The following is an 18,342-nucleotide window of genomic DNA, read 5'->3' as shown; positions in this document are numbered from 1 at the left end:
TCTAATTAGCAAGACCATTGGCACCACCGACAATTTCAGTGATTTCTTGTGTAATGCTATCTTGTCGTTTTTGATTATATTCTTTTTTCAGCGTTTCCATTAACGCATCCGCGTTATCACTTGCTTGTCGCATTGCAATCATACGACTAGCGTGTTCGGCTGTTTTTGCATCAATAATCGCACCATAAATTAAACTCTCCGCATATTGTGGGAGTAATTTTGATAGTACAACTTCTGCAGATGGCTCAAAAATAAATTGAGCATGTTTTCCAGTTTCATATTCAATATCTTGAATTTCCATCAAAGGCAACATTTGCTCGACGCGATATTGCGAAACCATTGGATTCACGTGATGGTTGTAACATACATAAAATGCATCTACTTCACCCGACTTAAACATTTTAACGGCACGAACAATAATTTCACGCACCTCTTCAAATGAAGGATGGTCACTTAACGCATCAATTTGATACGCCACTGTCATATTTTCTTTTTCAAAAAAATCAACAGCAGACTGCCCAATCGCCAAAATAAAAAATTCATCTAAACTTTTGTGATTATCTTTCAACATATTGGCTGTAGCATGAAACAAGTTGGTGTTATAACTACCCGCCAACCCCTCATCAGAGGAAATGACTAAATACGCCGTTTTTTGAATAGGACGCTCAACGAGCATGTCGTGATAGTCAATATACGCTTCTTGTAGTTCGTCTGAATCATCAAATTCCGAAGACTCTTGATCATACAAAGACGTCGCTAAATGGGCGACAATTTCTTGAATTTTTTTGGAATAAATTTGGAAATTTTTGACGTGTTGTTCAGCGCGTGCCATTTTTGACGCGGATACCATCTGCATAGCAGATGTAATTTGACGAGTCATTTTAGTGGATTCAATTCTTTTTTTGATATCAATTAAAGACGCACCCATAAAATTCCCCCATTTCTTTAAATAATTTCTGGAACATATGTCAATTTAAATTGTTCAATATGTTCAAGCAATACATTTTTATCTGGTGCATTACCAGTTTTTTCTAAAGTTTGCATCATATCAGCAGCATGCGTGTGCATATAAGCGATTAATCCTTTTTCAAACGCTTTAATATCTTTTACGGCGATGCTATCTAAAACACCGTTTGTTAACGCAAATAAAACAACGACTTGTTCTGCAACTGAAAGTGGTGCGTGTAAATCTTGTTTTAACACTTCAACTGTTCGTTTTCCACGATTTAATTTTTGTTGCGTTGCAGCATCTAAATCAGAACCAAATTGTGTAAATGCTTCTAATTCACGATAGCTTGCCAAATCAATACGTAACGTTCCTGAAACGCTCTTCATTGCTTTTGTTTGAGCAGATCCCCCGACACGACTAACGGATAGCCCTGCCGCTAAAGCTGGACGGACACCGGATGCAAATAAATCGCGTTGCAAGAAAATTTGCCCATCTGTAATGGAAATCACATTCGTTGGAATATACGCAGAAATATCACCTGCTTGCGTTTCAATAATTGGTAAGGCAGTTAGTGAACCGCCACCCAATTCATCGCTTAAACGTGCTGAACGTTCCAATAAACGTGAATGCAAATAGAACACATCCCCTGGATACGCTTCACGCCCTGGCGGACGACGTAATAACAATGAAATTTCACGATAAGCCGCTGCTTGTTTTGATAAATCATCGTACACGATTAATACGTCTTTACCGGCGTACATAAATTCTTCACCCATAGCTGTCGCTGAATACGGTGCAATATACAGCATTGGAGAAGGTTGTGATGCACTGGCTGAAACCACAATCGTATAACCCATGGCATCTTGTTCTTCTAACATTTGTACGATTGCTTTTACAGTAGATTCTTTTTGACCGATTGCAACATAAATACAAATCGTATCTTTACCTTTTTGGTTTAATATCGTATCAATTGCCAAAGAGGTTTTACCTGTTTGGCGATCTCCGATAATTAACTCACGTTGCCCTTTACCAATTGGTACAAGTGCATCAACCACTTTTAAACCTGTTGCTAACGACTCATTAACCGATTGTCGATCCATAATACCTGGGGCACTTGTTTCTACTGGACGTGTTTTATCCGTAACAATTGTCCCTTTGCCATCGATTGGATTTCCTAGAGCGTCGACCACACGACCAATAAGCGCTTGCCCAACGGGAACTTCTAAAATTTTCCCTGTTGGCTTAACTAAATCACCTTCATGTATCGTGTCGTATTTTCCTAATATAATAATACCGACATCTTGCTTTTCTAAGTTTTGCGCAACACCTATTGTTCCGTTTGGAAAAACAACCATCTCATTAGCCATGACATTGGTTAATCCTGTTGCGCGTGCAATACCGTCACCCACAAATGTTACTTCACCAATTTCTGTAATTTTGTGTTCGACTTTAAATGCCCGTACTTTTTCTTTAATTGCTTGACTAATGTCAAAAGCCTCGTTTGACATTGCTTTCACCTCTTTACACTTCCTGTTGAAACGCTTTTAGTTGCGCTGTTACGGTTGAATCTGAAATAAATGTATGTGATTCAACTTTAATTCCTGCAATAATTTGATCATCAATTACTGTACTGTACGTATCAATTACGCGATTCATTTTAAATGCGATTTTTGCAATAATACGTTGAATTTGCTGTTGTGTTAATTCAATGGCACTTGTAATTTTGATATGATGTTCGTGGTATAGCCACTCAAAATGTTCCACACCTTGATAAATCACGTCGTACATACCATCTTCTACGAAGGCAGTAAAAAATTGTTGTGTATCTTCTTTAAAAAATGGCAATAAAGATTGGATTAATTTGGCTTTATCATGATCCACAATAGCCTCATTTGTCATCATTTGCATAAAAGGCAACTGGCCACCAACACCCTCTTTAAACACTTGCATATCTGCATAAATATCATCAATACAATTATGTGCTTTTGCGCGTATGTAAAGTTCCTGTGCTTCTTGTTCAAAAAATGTACCCATTATTTATCCAACCCTTCAATAAAGTTGTCAATTAGATGTTGATGATCTGCTTGATTGACTTCACGTTGTATAATTTTTTGAGCTAAGGCAACACTCATTTCACCAACTTGTTTTTGTAACTGTATTAACATTTCGGCACGTTCTTGTTCAATCGATGCTCGAGCAACTTCTTTCATTTGTTGAAGCTCTTCTTGAATTTGTGTTACCATCATTTCTCTATGTTTTTCTGATGCATCTTTAGCCGAAACTAAAATATCATTTGCTTGAATTTGTGCATTTCTTACAATGCTTGCGGCTTCTTGTTCTTTTAATTGCGCATTTTCTAATGCCATTTGTCCATCATCGAGTTGTTTGGCAATGTGTTCCTCACGTTTTTCCATCATGGACAAAATTGGTCCTGCTGCAAATTTATTAATAATATAAAGTAAAATTGTAAATGATAAAAAAATGATAAGGGAATTTCCCAACACTGTTGTCAAATCATGCGGATGTTCTTGTGCATTTAAAATTAAAGTATACATATGCTATCCTTTCTCCTTTAAATGTGGTTACTCTAAAATCGAGTTTATTGGAATAGCATAATAAATCCAGCAATAACACCTAACAACGGAATCGCTTCAATCATACCAATACCAACGAACATCGTACTCATAATACTTCCTCTTAATTCAGGTTGACGTGTAATACTCTCAATTGTTTTTGACACAACACGTGCGTTAGCCAATGCTGATCCAAACGCTGCCAAACCCATAACTAATGCTACTGCAATAAATTTCATTTCCATTATAAAACTCTCCTATACTTTACTTTCTAAATTAATGTAACTTTATTCATGATCTTCTAGTTTATGGCCAATGTAGACATTGGAAAGCGTCACAAACACATAGGCTTGAATAAATGACACCATAACCGAAAAACCTTGCCATAAAATAGTCAATAAAACTGTTGGAACAATTGTCACCAAACCTGACGATAACGCTAATTGCGCTAACAACGCTATCAATACTTCACCGGCATAAATATTCCCGTACAAACGTAGTGCCAATGTGAGTGTATTCGTAAATTCTTCAAGAATTTTTAACGGCAACATAAATGATACCGGTTGTAAATAATTTTTCTTGATATATCGCTTTACACCAAAACGTTGAATACTTAAATAATGGCTCATTAAAATAACCATTAATGATAACGCTAGACAGACAACCGCATTAGCTGTTGGTGCATTCCAATAGGCGTACCCGTTTGATTCAACAAAAAAAGGCAAGTCAAGTAAGTTGGATGTGACGATAAATAAAAATAGCGCTACAGAAAAAATGGTTAGTGGCTTTCCGGCTACTTTCCACTCTACATTACTGGTTACGACATTTTTTATAAAATCGACAAGCATTTCCATTACTGTCTGGCCACGATTTGGTCGGATAGATAATTGACGAGTTGTAAAATACGCAAAAATGATAACACATACGCTAGTAATGACTGTTGATAGTAAAATAGATGCTGTAAAATCTAATTCAAACAGTTTAAAAACGATTGGCTTGCTATCCATGATAATTCCACCTCTTTTTATGTTTATTGCATTGCGGTTTTCATGCGAATAGTGATATTTTACTCCTATTTTCAAATGCTTTCAATTAAAAATTACTATTTTTTGAATTATTTTCTGATTTCCATTTTAATTTCTCTACTTTTTTATTGGCATTCCTTATATAACTTGATAAACTATAAAGTTAAAGGCACTTTAACGAGGAGGATACAATGAGCGAAACAATTTTTTCTAAAATTATTAACGGTGATATTCCGTGTTATAAAGTATATGAAAACGAACACGTACTTGCATTTTTAGATATTACACAAGTGACAAAAGGTCATACGCTACTCATTCCAAAAACACCTGTTAGCGATGTTTTTGCATGGAGCGCAGAAATCGGTGAACAGTTGGGGCGTGCTATACCAATCGTTGCAAACGCCATTCAAAACGCATTTCCCGACATGGTTGGTTTAAATATGGTAAGTAATAATAAGGAAGGTGCCTATCAAACGGTTTTCCACTCACATCTTCATCTCATTCCACGCTATAGTGAAAATGATGATTTCAAATTAGTGATGCATAGCCATCAAGAGCAGTTTACACCACAACAAATGAACGACATCGCACAAGCAATTTCTAAACACATTAAGGAGTAAGACAATGGGAAAATTTATTAATGGTATGGTCGTGGGCGCGCTAGCGTTATACATTTATCAACAATCTGAAAAAAACGATAAACCGTCCACATTAAAGGAAGCAAAATCATCAATCAAAAATTTAAAGGCTAGCCTTCATCATTTAACAAACGAGGCATTACCTCAATTTAACAGAACGATGAACGACGTGAATAAAACAGTTTCAACCTTTATGGTGCAAGAACAACCCCGTTTTATTCGCATTCAACAAAAAGCGGAACGATTAGGAGAAATGGATAGACCATAATGTTTTTATTTTTAGGTATTATTGCGGGGTTTTTAATCCCTTTTCAAACAAGTTTTAACACGCACTTAGGCAAAAAAAAGCAATCGACGTTACTAGCTGTCATCACATCCTTTACAATCGGTTTATGTTTAACGACGAGTCTAACCCTCGTGCGCGGTGAATCCATATTCCCAAATATCCCCGACATAACAAGCGTGATGATTGCAGCAATTTTAGGGGTGATTTTTGTATCGGGTTCAGTCATCGTGTTTGCCAAACTCGGTGCGACACAAACGGCCATTTTACCCGTAATCGGTCAAATCACAGCCGGATTAATTATCGACCACTTCGGTCTATTAAACGCCGTTCAAAGTCCCGTCACCGCGACAAAATTACTCGGTACGTTCTTTGTCCTATTAGGCGTTATTGGGGTGGTATTGAGTAATCGTCAAAAAAACGCATCTAACGCAACACAACATCAAAACACATTGTTATTGCAAATTTTAGGTGTTTGTTTAGGTGCATTCACCACTATCCAAACGGCATTAAACAGTCATATCGGTGTGACGTTACACTCACCATTTTTATCAACACATTTAAACTTTTTATTCGGCTTAATGATTTTGTTGCTACTCGCAACTTTGAAAAAAGAACATTTTGCAAATCTATACACTAAATCATCACCATGGTGGTCATATTTAGGCGGTTTAATCGGTTTTATTTTCGTGTTATCTACTATTATGATTACACCCGTCATTACAACAAGCGTGACCGTTTTAACGACTTTACTTGGTTTAACGATGGGGAGCATTACCATCGACACTTTTGGTTTATTCAATACACCGAAAAAAGCATTAACGCTACAAAAGATCGTATCGCTCGTTATTTTAATCGGTGGCGTAACCATGACACACTTTTTATAGCATCTAAAACAGACTCAAAACGGGTCTGTTTTATTTTTTATATTCAATAGTGTTGTTAACTACAGATTAACCCAATTGATTAACCGATAGAAAACAACCTTTTCTATCGGATATGATTGCGACTTTATCTGGTTACGTGTCATAAGGTAATGAATACATTTAAAAGGTATTGATAGTTCCCCTTCGGAAGCCACCAACACCAAATATCATAGAACCTATAAAATAGGGTTGATGGCCTAAGCTATCAACCCTAAAAATGTCATTATAATTCTCGGCGCCCTTCAATCGCACGTAAAAGTGTCATTTCATCAGCATATTCAATATCACTACCCACCGCTAATCCATGCGCTAAACGGCTCACGATAATACCTGCTGGTTTTAATAACCGCGCAATGTACTTGGCTGTCGCCTCACCTTCTGGCGTCGGGTTTGTAGCAATAATCACTTCTTCAACACATTCTTTTTCTTGCAATCGCGCAACTAATTGAGCAACCGTTAAATCGTCTGGTCCAACACCATTCATTGGAGATAAAACACCACCTAACACGTGATATAACCCTTTAAATTCTCCCATGCGTTCCATCGACAATACGTCTTTTGAATCTTCCACGACTAAAATACGTGTTTGATCACGCGTATCATCGCAACAAATGGCACATGGATTTTCCAATGTAATGTTCCCGCAAATACGACAATGCGATAAATCACGTTTTACACTAATCAAAGCATTGGCAAACTGCATAATATCTTCTTCTGGTAAATCCATACAGAAGAACGCTAAACGTGCAGCCGTTTTCGCCCCAATACCTGGTAACAAACGATAACTATCAATTAAATTTTCAATAGGTTTTGGGTATTGCATGCACTCCTACTTTCTTAGAACGGTAAATTTTTTGTATATTTACCCATCACTTCATTATTTTTTTCTGTCGCTTTTTGAGAGGCGTCATTAAATGCTTCAACCAATAAGTCTTGCAACATATCCACATCTTCTGGATCCACCACATCTGGATGTAACACAACATCTAATACATCTCGTTTTCCGTTCATTTTAACTTGCACTAAGTCGTTAGGGCTTGTCCCAACAAACTCTAAATTATTCACGTATTCTTGTGCATTCGCCATTTCTTTTTGTAACTTTTGCATTTGTTTCATCATACCTTGCATATTTGGCATTCCACGCATCATCTTTTTAATCCTCCATTACTTCTACTATATTTCCAAATAACGATGTTGCTTGTGTGACAACTTCATCTTCTTGTGTTTTTTCTTCATGCTGTATATCTAACTCTACAGACTCTTGGCTCGTAGGCGCACTAAATTGCCCCGCTTTTTTAGCTTGAATAAATTGCGTACGAATATCTTGCCATTGTCCGATTGGTAAACATTCAATTTCTAGTGGATGTTGAATGATACGCATGGCGTGTTCGCTAAGTTCTTGTCTTAACGCTTTATCATTCATCGTCAACCCACATAAAAATCCATTTTCAAACCCAATAATCACACTCGTCGCACTAGCCGCCAATACTTTTGAACGACCCAATTGCGCCTTTCTTTGAGCACTCAAGCAAGACAAAATATCGAACCAGTCATCTTCAATTTTTTGTTTGTCTTCTCTCGTCGCCTGAGAAAGCACCTCGAATATACGCTGTGTGTTCACTACAAAATCAGTTGGATTTTTTTGTTGTGGTGTTTTCTTCACTTCATAAGTTGGCACGACACTTGCTTGAACTGCATTCGATTCTAAAGCACGCAGTTTATTTTCCAATTGTTCAATGCGTTGTTCTAATTGAACAATAACGTCATTAGACACCAATTCATTATTAGAAGCCGACCCATTTGGAAGCGTGTTGATTCGACTATCCATCTGAACCAATTGCATTGTCATCACTTCAACATATAAATCTTGTTGCACATTTTGTTTTAATTGCTGTTGTGTTTGAGATAACACATCAATCATGCGATAAAAAAACGCACTGTCAATTAACGCGACATCACTAAATCGTGTATCTGTTTCATCCATACGCGACAACAACACATCTTTAGAAAAAACAAGCAATTCTTCGACCAATCGCATCGGTGTTTTTCCGTTGGCCAAAATGTTGTATAACTGTTCCATCGCTAAAGACCCAGCTTTAGCGCCAACAGCATTGACATACGAAAATAGCTGTTCTTGGCTTACTGCTCCGGTAATGTTGGCGACCGTTTCGAGTGTAATGGTGCCATTCCCGTACGATAGCGCTTGATCCAACAGACTTAACGCATCACGCATACCACCATTTGCCATTCGCGCGATTAACGCAACTGCTTTTTCATCATATGCTTGATGTTGCGTTTGTAAAATATGTTTGACGTGATTTTGTATATCTTGTTCATTGATTCGTTTAAAATCATAGCGTTGCACGCGTGATAAAATCGTTGCTGGAATTTTATGCACTTCTGTAGTCGCTAAAATAAAAATAACATTTTGTGTTGGTTCTTCCAACGTTTTGAGTAGTGCATTAAATGCTCCAATCGACAGCATATGGACTTCATCGATAATATACACTTTATAACGAGCGCGAGTTGGTGCATAGCGTGATTTATCACGAATATCACGAATTTCATCAACGCCATTATTACTTGCCGCATCAATTTCAATAATATCACCGAGCATGCCGTCATTGGCTGCCGTACAGATTTCACACGCATTACACGGTTGTCCATCTTGTGATTGAAGACAGTTGACCGCTTTAGCTAAAATTTTTGCCGCACTTGTTTTTCCTGTTCCACGAGGACCAGAAAATAAATAAGCATGCGAAATCTTTCCAGTTAAAACTGAATTTTTCAATGTATTCGCAATTGTTTCTTGTCCAACCATATCATCAAAACTTTTTGGACGCCACACGCGATATAAGGCTTGGTACATGTTTTCCCTCCTCATTTTAACTTCTACATTATAGCATATTTATGAACTAGACGAAAATAGCCACGCATGAAATGCGTGACCATATGATTTCCTTATCAGAATATCAACAGCATATTTTTAACGATTCAACAATTCTTTGACAAGAGCGTTTACGACGTTACCGTCTGCTTGACCTTTAACTTTTGGCATTACTTGACCCATGACTTTTCCAAAATCACTTGCGCCAGTCGCACCAGTTTGTTCAATCACTTCTTGAACAATCGCTTTAACTTCGTCGTGTGTCAATTGTTTTGGTAAGTATTGCTCTACAACACCAATTTCAAAAGCTGTTTTTTGCGCTAAATCTTCACGTGATGCCGCTTCAAACTCGCGCACAGAATCTTTACGCTGTTTTAATTCACGAGATAAAATGGTTAATTCTTCATCGGCATTTAGCGAACGACCGACTTCGATTTCTTCTTTTTGAACACTTGCTTTAAGCATTCGAATAACGGATAATCTTTCTTTTTCTTTTGCACGCATGGCATCTTTCATATCTGCGTTTAAACGTTCCATTAATGTCATTACATCAACCTCCTTATTATCTATAAAAAAATAGGCTAAGCAATATGCTTAGCCTAGCTATTGTGTACTAAACATAAATTAGAATTTACGTTTACGTGCTGCTTCTGATTTTTTCTTACGTCTTACACTTGGTTTTTCATAAAATTCACGTTTGCGAACTTCTTGTAAAGTCCCAGTTTTTGAAACATTACGTTTAAAGCGACGAAGAGCATCATCAAGAGACTCGTTTTTACGAACGATTGTTTTTGACATAATAGCTTCCCTCCCTCCGAACACTGCATGTAACGAATCTTAAAATGTTTACATTCAAAGAATTTGTCCTGTTATATTATACATTAATCGCTATTCATTCGTCAACGACAAATTATTCAACCGTCTCACTAAGTAAACTTGCCGCATCTGCATCAATAATAATTGTCACATTTTCATGGCTTTGTAAAATGGTAGCCGGCACATTTGTTGTTTGTTCACCTTCCACTAACGCTTTAATCGCTTCAGCTTTTGAATGACCAAACGCTAACAATACAATTTCTTTTGCTTCCATAATATTGGCCAATCCCATAGAATACGCAAACGTTGGCACATCTTCAACTTTATCAAAATAACGTTTGTTGGCTTCTACGGTTTCTTTTGTTAAAGCAACTTTATGTGTGCGTTGTGTAAACAGTGTACCGGGTTCGTTAAACCCAATATGCCCGTTTGTTCCAAGACCTAACAATTGGAAATCAATTGGATATTTTTTTAAAACGTCTTCATATCGACTAACTTCTTTTGTCGCATCAGATTCCCAACCTTGTGGAATAAAGCTTGCTTTGAACGGTTTTGCCTTAAATAAATTTTCTTTCATATAATAATGATAGCTTTTTTGATTATCTGGCGTTAAACCAACATATTCATCTAAGTTAATTGATACGCATTTTGAAAAGTCTAAATCACTTTCTCTAATTAGTGCGTACAATTCCTCTGGCGTTCCACCTGTTGCTAATCCAAATGTTGTTGCTCCCTTTTCTAACGATTGTTTCACATGAGAATAAGCAAGTAATGCCCCCTCACTTGGGCTTGTCACACGTATAACTTTCATAATGTCCTCCAAATCGATTGATATGATTTAGTATACTATATTTAACCGCTTATCGCTACAAATTGACAAAAAAGCTTGCTTTAAACAGATAAAATGCAAGTTCTTTCAAAATGATACCGCTTATTTACTGCAAAACACACTTTATATTAAATCGCTATTATCTAAACAAAATAAAGGTTGATGCCTGTGGCATCAACCTCAGACTGTTGACAATACCAATAAAAAATCCAACATATTTTTTAAAAAATGAAAAATATGTTGGATTTTGAATTTTAAAATACGAAATGAAGAATAATATCTCAAAAAATGGCTATCTCCAGTGAGTAGAATTGCCATTTTTTTCATGTTTTGGGCAGCACAAGATAACCAAGTATACTGTTGCATCTTGGTTACTCCTCTATATTGCGCAAATCGATACCCATGATTTTGCTTAGAGTCTGCAAAACTACGCTCAATCGTTTCTTTCCGTCGTTTATATAATGCTTTCCCAAACGTAGATAATCGACGTTCACGACATCTATCGTATACATCAGCATCTATCGCTCGACGTAGTATCCGTTTATTACTATTATCGCTTATACGATACTGTTTATATCCTTGTCTATCAATATTTCTGTAGGTATAAATTTCTCCCGTACGTGTATCCGTAAAACAATCTATAGATGAATTATATCGAAAAAATTTATGGTCAGGATTGCGATGAAAACGTCGATACCCAATCACAGAAAATATCTTTTTCTCTTCTAAAAATTTTAAAATGTCTTTTTTATAATATCCGCTATCTAACGCGACACAATTCACATTAAAATTAAATGTTTCGATTATATGTGTTAATCGCGACACATACGGTACACTATCATGCACGTTGCCTGGTGTAATAAAGCAATCCACAATAAAATTATGTTTACCATCTACACTACGATGGTCTAAGTACATAAATCCCTTTTCTTTATTATCTCTATGGTAATATCCACTTTCTGGATCAGTCGTACTTTCTTTAATGGATTTAGAGATGATTTTATCAGTGTAATTAAAAGGCTTTTTTCCAATAGCTTCTCGTTCAGCGTTAATTTCGTTTTCTAAATCTCGTTTACGTTCTTGAACGGTTTCAATAATAGCGTTTTTAAATTTATTTTTATTGGCATTTGCTTTAATATGTGTGGAATCTGTAAATAATGCTGTCCCACTAATTAAATGATGTGAGATAGCTTGGTGTACAATAGTGTTAAATATATCTTCAAACACAGAAGTACCTTGAAAACGGCGAATATAATTTTGAGAAAAAGTGGAATAATGAGGAGTTGGTTTAGAGAAAGGAAGGTTTAAAAACCATCTAAACGCCACATCAGTTTCGACACGTTTAATGGTTTCTCGCATTGATTTAATACCGTAAATATCTTTTAAAAAGACTAATTTAAATAAAACAACTGGATCTAAACTATTACGACCGTTGGTATGACTATAGTAAGGAGAAGTAATATCATAAATAAAATTGAAATCAATTGATTTATCAATTTTACGTAGTAAATGATCTTTTGGTACTAATTCGGATAATGTGTTTAATATGATTTCGTCATTTGGATGATTTTCTTTATAAAACATAAATTGTTCCCTCCTTTTTCTTATCTCTATTATACCACTTTTAAGTGTTATTATCGTATCAGACGTTGTTGTACGAATGGCTTCGTTCTCGCACGTAGTAGGGAACGCGCGATGTATCGTGTACATCGCGGTAAGCCGTACAACTTAACGTCTGGTACGAAAAAAGACTGTTGACAGTTTATTTGTCAACAGTCTGAGGTTGATGCCTGTGGCATCAACCTTAAAAATAATACATTTCTTAAATTGTGCAGCTTTCGCATGCGTTTGCGCCGACTTCTTCAGAATTTTCTGTAAATGTACGCACGTAATAAATTGATTTAATCCCTTTTTTCCACGCATAATTACGTAAAATATTTAAATCACGTGTCGTCATTTTTGTCGTACGGCCATTTTTCCATTCATATAAACCTTCTGGAATATCTGAACGCATAAACAACGTTAAACTCATCCCTTGATCGATATGTTTTTGCGCTGCCGCATACACATCAATCACTTTACGCATATCTGTATCGTACGCTGATTTATAATATGGTAATGTGTCATTTGATAAATATGGCGCTGGATAATATGTTTTACCTGTTTTCTTTTCTTGACGTTCTTCAATTAAACGAATAATTGGATGTAAACTTGCACTACTTTCATTAACGTAGCTAATTGAGCCTGTAGGCGCAATCGCTAGACGATTTTGATGGTATAGTCCAAAATTACGTACATTTTCTTTTAACGTTAACCAATCTGCTTTTGTCGGCACGTGAATATTTGAAAATAGTTTCGCAACTTTTTCATGTTCAAAGATAACGTCTTGTGCATGCTCATCAAAGTATTCACCTGTGTAATATTTTGATTTTTCAAAACCGACAAATGATTTACCACGCTCTTTAGCGATGTTGTTTGATGAAACTAATGTATAGTAATTCAATAATTTAAAATACACATCTGTAAACTCAATAGATTCTGGTGAACCATACTCCATTTGATTTAACGCAAACATTGTGTGTAATCCCATTGCACCTAAACCGATAGTATGTGCTTTATCATTTCCATTTTTAACTGTTGGTACGGCAACAATGTTTGATACATCTGTTACGTATGTTAAAGCACGAACCATTGTATCGACTGATTTACCAAAATCAGATGACTTCATTAAGTTTGGAATATTTGTTGAACCTAGGTTACATGAAATATCCGTTCCTAAAACTTCAAATTCTTGCGCATCATTAATTTGTGAAGGTGCTTGAACTTGTAAAATTTCAGAACATAAGTTACTCATAATAATTTTGCCATCAATTGGATTAGATTGATTTGCTGTATCAATGTTCACCACATATGGATAACCAGATTCTTGTTGTAACTTACTAATTTCATTTTCCAATTCGCGTGCTTGAATTTTTGATTTTTTAATATTAGGGTTATTCACCATGTTGTCGTATTCAGCTGTAATGTCAACATATGAAAACGGCACGCCATATTCACGTTCAACATCATACGGACTAAATAAATACATCGTTAAATCTTTAGCACACAATTCATAAAACTTATCTGGAACAACAAGACCTAGAGATAACGTTTTAACACGAATTTTTTCATCCGCATTTTCTTTTTTCGTGGATAAAAAGGCAACAATATCTGGGTGGAATACGTTTAAATAAACCGCTCCCGCACCGTTACGTTGACCTAATTGGTTTGAGTAACTAAAGCTATCTTCTAACAATTTCATAACTGGAACGATACCACTTGATGCATTTTCGATTTTTTTAATTGGGTCGCCCGCTGCACGAATGTTACTCAATGAAACACCGACACCACCACCGATACGTGATAACTGTAACGCACTATTGATCGCACGACCGATACTGTTCATATCGTCCGTTACTTGAATTAAGAAACACGATACCAACTCACCACGTCTTTTACGCCCTGCATTTAAAAACGTTGGTGTCGCTGGTTGGTAACGTTGATGAATCATTTCATTTGCTAAATGTGTTGCTAAGTCTTCGTCACCATCTGCTAAATACAATGCACAAAAAACAATACGATCTTCATAGCGTTCTAAGTAACGTTTACCATCATTGGTACGCATCGCATATTGTGTGTAAAACTTAAAGGCTGACATAAACGATCTAAAACGGAATTTTTTCTTATAGGTCATCACCATTAACTGTTTTACAAACTCACGTGAATATTTACCAAGAAATTCGCGTTCTAAATAATCGTTATCCATTAAGTAATCTAATTTTTCATCTAAAGTATAGAAAAACACCGTATTTGGATTAACATGTTCTAAAAAATAAGCGCGTGCAGCTTCTTTATCTTTATGTACTGGGATTTTCCCATCAACCGCACGGTTTAATTCATTATTTAATTTGAAGTATGTCACTTCTTGCATCTTTGAGACAACTTTAGGATTTTCCAAGCTTTTCTACCTCTTCCTTAAATTTTTTCACATCGTTAGGAGACCCTTGAAATTCAAATTCATGAATAACGGGAACATTATACTTTTTCGATAGGTCACGTGCCGTAAAACAAAATAATGTATTAAAATTACGATTCCCACCACCAGCAACACCGCGCAAATACGCTTGGTTATTTCCGGTTTCAATGAAATCATTCATAATACTTGTTGCTTCAATTTCATACGTTGGCACAACAACTACGTACGGCTCATAAATTTGTGTAAATGCGTTATCCAATGTAATTTCTAACGTATCCATATCTAATTTATTAACAAATTTACGTGTTTGTCCTGTCACAGACATATAGACCACTTTCATAGACTTCTCCTTTAACACTCATGGTGTTTATTATACCAAACCAAAATAAATTTACAAGCCTAAAAGCACAATATATGGATTATCTTTTTTGCACCACACAATATATTGTGTTATCAACGAAAGCCCGTAACTACTGGATTTTCCAATAAAAACACGAAAATAATAGGTGAATCCATCACTATTTATAAAGAAATCCACCTATTTTTTTCGTTTTTTAGATACGCTTCAAACGATTATTTTAAGTTTTTCAAAGCTGCTGCAAATGGATTTTCCACTTCAATATGATCATTATTGATTTTTTGCATCAATCGCTTCGCTTCATGCTTCGTCACTTTTTTCTGTTTTGTTGACTTGTTTTCTATTTTTTCACTAATTTGACACGTTTGACATTTGAAATACGCACCATTTTTACCATCAATCTGTACCATCTTTTTATGGCACACACTACAACGTTTATTCGTCACTTTTAAATCTTTTCGACGACGATACGAACACGTTTCACTAGTGCACACATAAAATGCCCCTTGCTTTGTTTGTTTTTCACGTAACAAAGACGCACACTCCGGACATTTTTTACCCGTCAAATTAAAATCTTTATAGACAGCCTCACTCTGTTTAATATCGCGAACTAACACTTTCGTCTGTTCTTCAATTTCCGTAACAAACGCATTTAACGCTCGTTTCCCTTGCGCAATTTCTTCCAACTGCACTTCCCATTTTTCCGTTAATTCAGGTGATTTCAACTCGGGATTAACTAACGTCAACAATTGTTTTCCTTTCGGCGTGACTTTCAGCAACTTGTCTCGCTGTAACAACTCTCCAGATACAAGTCGTTCAATAATTTCCGCACGCGTAGCAGGCGTTCCTAAATGGAATTTATCCATCAGCGCCAATAAGGCCCCTTCCGTTAAGGCGTGGGGAGGTGTTGTTAACTGCTGCTGAATTGAAAAGTTTTTAGGAATCGATTGACCAACCCGAAACACCACTGCTTTTTCGGTGGCTACGCCAGCTAATTTCCAGCCCTTTTCAAGTGTTGTTTCTGTGGACAATGTCATTTCAATTTCATTAAACGATACGATTGCGCTATGCTTATTTGTTTGCACGTCTGGTAAAAACTGTTCTACAAAACGTTCTACAATCATGTGATAAATTTTAATGTCATCACTATCCATTTTAGCGTAGTTAGGCGCTATTTCTGTTGGAATCAACGCATGATGGTCTCCAACTTTATGATCGTTAAACACCTGTTTTTGTAAAATCTTTCCACCATTTTTAATAATGCCTTTAACCCGTTCATCTACTTTTACAATGGCATGCAACCGTTCAAGTAACGTGCCTTTTAAATCGCTTGTTAAATATTGTGAATCGGTACGTGGATAAGACGTTACTTTATACACTTCATATAACCGTTGCACAATGGCTAACGTTTTTTTAGCCGAAAATCCGTATCGATGGTTTGCGTCTGTCTGCAATTTAGTTAAGTCATACAACAACGGTGCACTTTGTCGTTTAATTGTATCCGAAACTTGTGTTACTTTTCCATGAGATAACGTATCGATTAATTGTTGCGCTTCTTCTTTCGTATGAAATTGTTGCGGTAATTTTGCCGTTAATCCGTCATAATTTAGCGTTACCGTAAAATACGTTTTTGGTATAAATTTTTCAATTTTTTCTTCTTGTTGTCGCACTAAGGCTAACGTTGGTGTTTGTACACGACCGGCAGATAAATTATCTTGATATTTAACGGTTAATGCACGTGTAACGTTTAACCCAATTAGCCAATCTGCCTTTGAACGTGCCAACGCACTATCGAATAATCGATTATACTGACTTCCAGGTTTTAATGACTTAAAGCCTTGTTCAATCGCTTTTTGCGTTTGAGATGAAATCCATAAACGCTCAATCGGTTTATCATTTTTACAATATTGTAAAATCCAGCGGGCAACCAACTCCCCTTCACGTCCTGCATCTGTAGCAATGACAACATGCGATACATCTGAACGATGCACTAACTTTTTAATGGCGTGTAATTGTCCAGTCGTTTTAGGGAGTGGCTTTGTTCCAATGCGTTTTGGTAACATGGGCAATGTTTCTAATTTCCATTCTTTCCAATCCGTTGCTAAATCTTCGGGCATTTGTAACGTCAACAAGTGTCCATACGCCCACGTTACAATAAAGGCGTTCCCTTCAAAATAATGTTTATGCACTTGGTTTGCGTGTAAAACTTTAGCCAAATCTTTAGCAACACTTGGTTTTTCTGCCAATACTATTTTTTTCACAATTCACTTTTACTCTCTTTCTTCAACGTCTTACTCATTATAACAAACTCCAATTTTATTTAATAGCCAATCCTTTTTTGATTCATGTCATCGTACAATATGGTAAAATAACACCATGACATTAGGAGGTTTTCATGAGATTTAAAAAACAAGCAATTGTCCCCTTACAAATAGACGAAAAATCGACCATTGATTTTACGTGCTACCACGTCCTATCCAAAACAAAAGATACACATTTACTCGAGAAATTATTTAACGGCGATATTTTCCATGTACAACATCCCAAAACAAACGAACGTCTACCAGTAATGTATCCGTGTGCCTATATCGATGAAGATAAAAAATTTATTGTTTTGTTTAATCCGGAAGAGTCCATTCCACACGAACAACTCTCTACTTCATTATTTGATGGTTTACCAGATGATATTAGCGACTACACATTACGCGAAACACACTATTTAACCGAATTTTACGAAAAATTAAACGTTCTTGATTACGGCTTGCGCGATACTGAAATGGAATGTGTTAAATTATTGACGCACACCTTATTCAAAGAACAATACCCCGAAAAAGAAATCGTACACACGTTCTTTTTTGACGATAACGGCACACCCTCTTTTACATTTGTTTCGACAGATAACCAAGAAACAACGCCCTATCGTCAAGAGTTAGTCGATGTCGTCAACGAACGCGTTCACACACTCGATTTACCTAAAGGGAACATTCACATTGTTTCACCGCACTGGGCAATCAAAGCACTCAATTTATAGATAGGAGTTTTT

20 protein-coding genes are annotated in these 18,342 nt (G+C 36.2%); 4 read left to right on the top strand and 16 right to left on the bottom strand.

All coding sequences use genetic code 11. The features are described 5' to 3' along the window. Nucleotide 1: 1 nt before the first annotated feature. The 6 genes from atpG to atpB are packed head-to-tail and all read right to left on the bottom strand — an operon-like array spanning nt 2 to nt 4,529. Nucleotides 2-928 carry an ATP synthase F1 subunit gamma gene (gene atpG / locus J7S27_01450; protein QTU83209.1) on the bottom strand — a complete coding sequence of 309 codons (927 nt, stop codon included), beginning with the start codon at nt 926-928 and terminating at the stop codon, nt 2-4. A gap of 17 nt (nt 929-945) precedes the next feature. Further along, the gene (gene atpA, locus J7S27_01445) at nt 946-2,457 is read right to left on the bottom strand and encodes a F0F1 ATP synthase subunit alpha (protein ID QTU83208.1); all 1,512 of its coding nucleotides are present in this window, start codon (nt 2,455-2,457) and stop codon (nt 946-948) included. A 13-nt stretch (nt 2,458-2,470) separates the two neighbouring features. Then, nucleotides 2,471-2,983 (bottom strand): F0F1 ATP synthase subunit delta, encoded by a 513-nt coding sequence (locus J7S27_01440; protein QTU83207.1) that lies wholly within the window; start codon nt 2,981-2,983, stop codon nt 2,471-2,473. Further along, nucleotides 2,983-3,504 carry a F0F1 ATP synthase subunit B gene (gene atpF / locus J7S27_01435; protein QTU83206.1) on the bottom strand — a complete coding sequence of 174 codons (522 nt, stop codon included), beginning with the start codon at nt 3,502-3,504 and terminating at the stop codon, nt 2,983-2,985. Before atpF ends, J7S27_01440 begins: the two co-directional genes overlap by 1 nt. Nucleotides 3,505-3,548: 44 nt before the next feature. Continuing rightward, nucleotides 3,549-3,761 carry a F0F1 ATP synthase subunit C gene (gene atpE, locus J7S27_01430; protein QTU83595.1) on the bottom strand — a complete coding sequence of 71 codons (213 nt, stop codon included), beginning with the start codon at nt 3,759-3,761 and terminating at the stop codon, nt 3,549-3,551. A gap of 48 nt (nt 3,762-3,809) precedes the next feature. After that, complete coding sequence (gene atpB / locus J7S27_01425; protein QTU83205.1) at nt 3,810-4,529, bottom strand: F0F1 ATP synthase subunit A; 720 nt, start codon at nt 4,527-4,529, stop codon at nt 3,810-3,812. Nucleotides 4,530-4,738: 209 nt separating this feature from the next. Here atpB and J7S27_01420 point away from each other — a divergent pair, with 209 nt between their 5' ends. The 3 genes from J7S27_01420 to J7S27_01410 are packed head-to-tail and all read left to right on the top strand — an operon-like array spanning nt 4,739 to nt 6,355. After that, nucleotides 4,739-5,167 carry an HIT family protein gene (locus tag J7S27_01420; protein QTU83204.1) on the top strand — a complete coding sequence of 143 codons (429 nt, stop codon included), beginning with the start codon at nt 4,739-4,741 and terminating at the stop codon, nt 5,165-5,167. Between the two features lie 4 nt (nt 5,168-5,171). Beyond that, nucleotides 5,172-5,453 (top strand): hypothetical protein, encoded by a 282-nt coding sequence (locus J7S27_01415; GenBank protein ID QTU83203.1) that lies wholly within the window; start codon nt 5,172-5,174, stop codon nt 5,451-5,453. After that, nucleotides 5,453-6,355, top strand: a complete 903-nt coding sequence (locus J7S27_01410) for a DMT family transporter (GenBank protein QTU83202.1) — start codon at nt 5,453-5,455, stop codon at nt 6,353-6,355. The genes J7S27_01415 and J7S27_01410 overlap by 1 nt, the downstream gene beginning before the upstream one ends. A 262-nt stretch (nt 6,356-6,617) precedes the next feature. Here the strand turns inward: J7S27_01410 and recR are convergent, their stop codons facing one another. The 10 genes from recR to J7S27_01360 all read right to left on the bottom strand — a co-directional run bounded on the left by recR (nt 6,618) and on the right by J7S27_01360 (nt 17,560). Continuing rightward, nucleotides 6,618-7,217 carry a recombination protein RecR gene (gene recR, locus J7S27_01405; GenBank protein QTU83201.1) on the bottom strand — a complete coding sequence of 200 codons (600 nt, stop codon included), beginning with the start codon at nt 7,215-7,217 and terminating at the stop codon, nt 6,618-6,620. Nucleotides 7,218-7,231: 14 nt separating this feature from the next. Beyond that, nucleotides 7,232-7,543 (bottom strand): YbaB/EbfC family nucleoid-associated protein, encoded by a 312-nt coding sequence (locus J7S27_01400; GenBank protein QTU83200.1) that lies wholly within the window; start codon nt 7,541-7,543, stop codon nt 7,232-7,234. 4 nt (nt 7,544-7,547) lie between these two features. Next, the gene (dnaX, locus tag J7S27_01395) at nt 7,548-9,263 is read right to left on the bottom strand and encodes a DNA polymerase III subunit gamma/tau (protein ID QTU83199.1); all 1,716 of its coding nucleotides are present in this window, start codon (nt 9,261-9,263) and stop codon (nt 7,548-7,550) included. A 117-nt stretch (nt 9,264-9,380) separates the two neighbouring features. Beyond that, the gene (locus J7S27_01390) at nt 9,381-9,827 is read right to left on the bottom strand and encodes a GatB/YqeY domain-containing protein (protein QTU83198.1); all 447 of its coding nucleotides are present in this window, start codon (nt 9,825-9,827) and stop codon (nt 9,381-9,383) included. A 78-nt stretch (nt 9,828-9,905) separates the two neighbouring features. Beyond that, nucleotides 9,906-10,079 (bottom strand): 30S ribosomal protein S21, encoded by a 174-nt coding sequence (locus J7S27_01385; GenBank protein ID QTU83197.1) that lies wholly within the window; start codon nt 10,077-10,079, stop codon nt 9,906-9,908. 112 nt (nt 10,080-10,191) lie between these two features. Further along, complete coding sequence (locus J7S27_01380; protein ID QTU83196.1) at nt 10,192-10,908, bottom strand: glucosamine-6-phosphate deaminase; 717 nt, start codon at nt 10,906-10,908, stop codon at nt 10,192-10,194. A gap of 198 nt (nt 10,909-11,106) precedes the next feature. Beyond that, nucleotides 11,107-12,510, bottom strand: coding sequence for an IS1182 family transposase (locus J7S27_01375; protein ID QTU83195.1), 1,404 nt, complete (start codon nt 12,508-12,510; stop codon nt 11,107-11,109). 238 nt (nt 12,511-12,748) lie between these two features. Continuing rightward, on the bottom strand, nt 12,749-14,896 hold the full coding sequence (gene nrdE / locus J7S27_01370) for a class 1b ribonucleoside-diphosphate reductase subunit alpha (protein ID QTU83594.1): 2,148 nt from the start codon (nt 14,894-14,896) through the stop codon (nt 12,749-12,751). 13 nt (nt 14,897-14,909) lie between these two features. Next, the gene (nrdI, locus tag J7S27_01365; protein QTU83194.1) at nt 14,910-15,281 is read right to left on the bottom strand and encodes a class Ib ribonucleoside-diphosphate reductase assembly flavoprotein NrdI; all 372 of its coding nucleotides are present in this window, start codon (nt 15,279-15,281) and stop codon (nt 14,910-14,912) included. Between the two features lie 233 nt (nt 15,282-15,514). Beyond that, complete coding sequence (locus J7S27_01360) at nt 15,515-17,560, bottom strand: DNA topoisomerase 3 (protein QTU83193.1); 2,046 nt, start codon at nt 17,558-17,560, stop codon at nt 15,515-15,517. A 134-nt stretch (nt 17,561-17,694) separates the two neighbouring features. Between J7S27_01360 and J7S27_01355 the strand changes: the two genes are divergently transcribed. Further along, nucleotides 17,695-18,330: a hypothetical protein gene (locus J7S27_01355; protein QTU83192.1), complete on the top strand. Its 636-nt coding sequence runs from the start codon at nt 17,695-17,697 to the stop codon at nt 18,328-18,330. Nucleotides 18,331-18,342: the final 12 nt, after the last annotated feature.

The organism is Carnobacteriaceae bacterium zg-C25, assembly GCA_017945845.1.
Classification (GTDB): domain Bacteria; phylum Bacillota; class Bacilli; order Lactobacillales; family Aerococcaceae; genus WM01.
The sequence above is the reverse complement of the archived record's forward strand: the minus strand, read 5'-3'. Positions and strand labels throughout refer to the sequence as shown.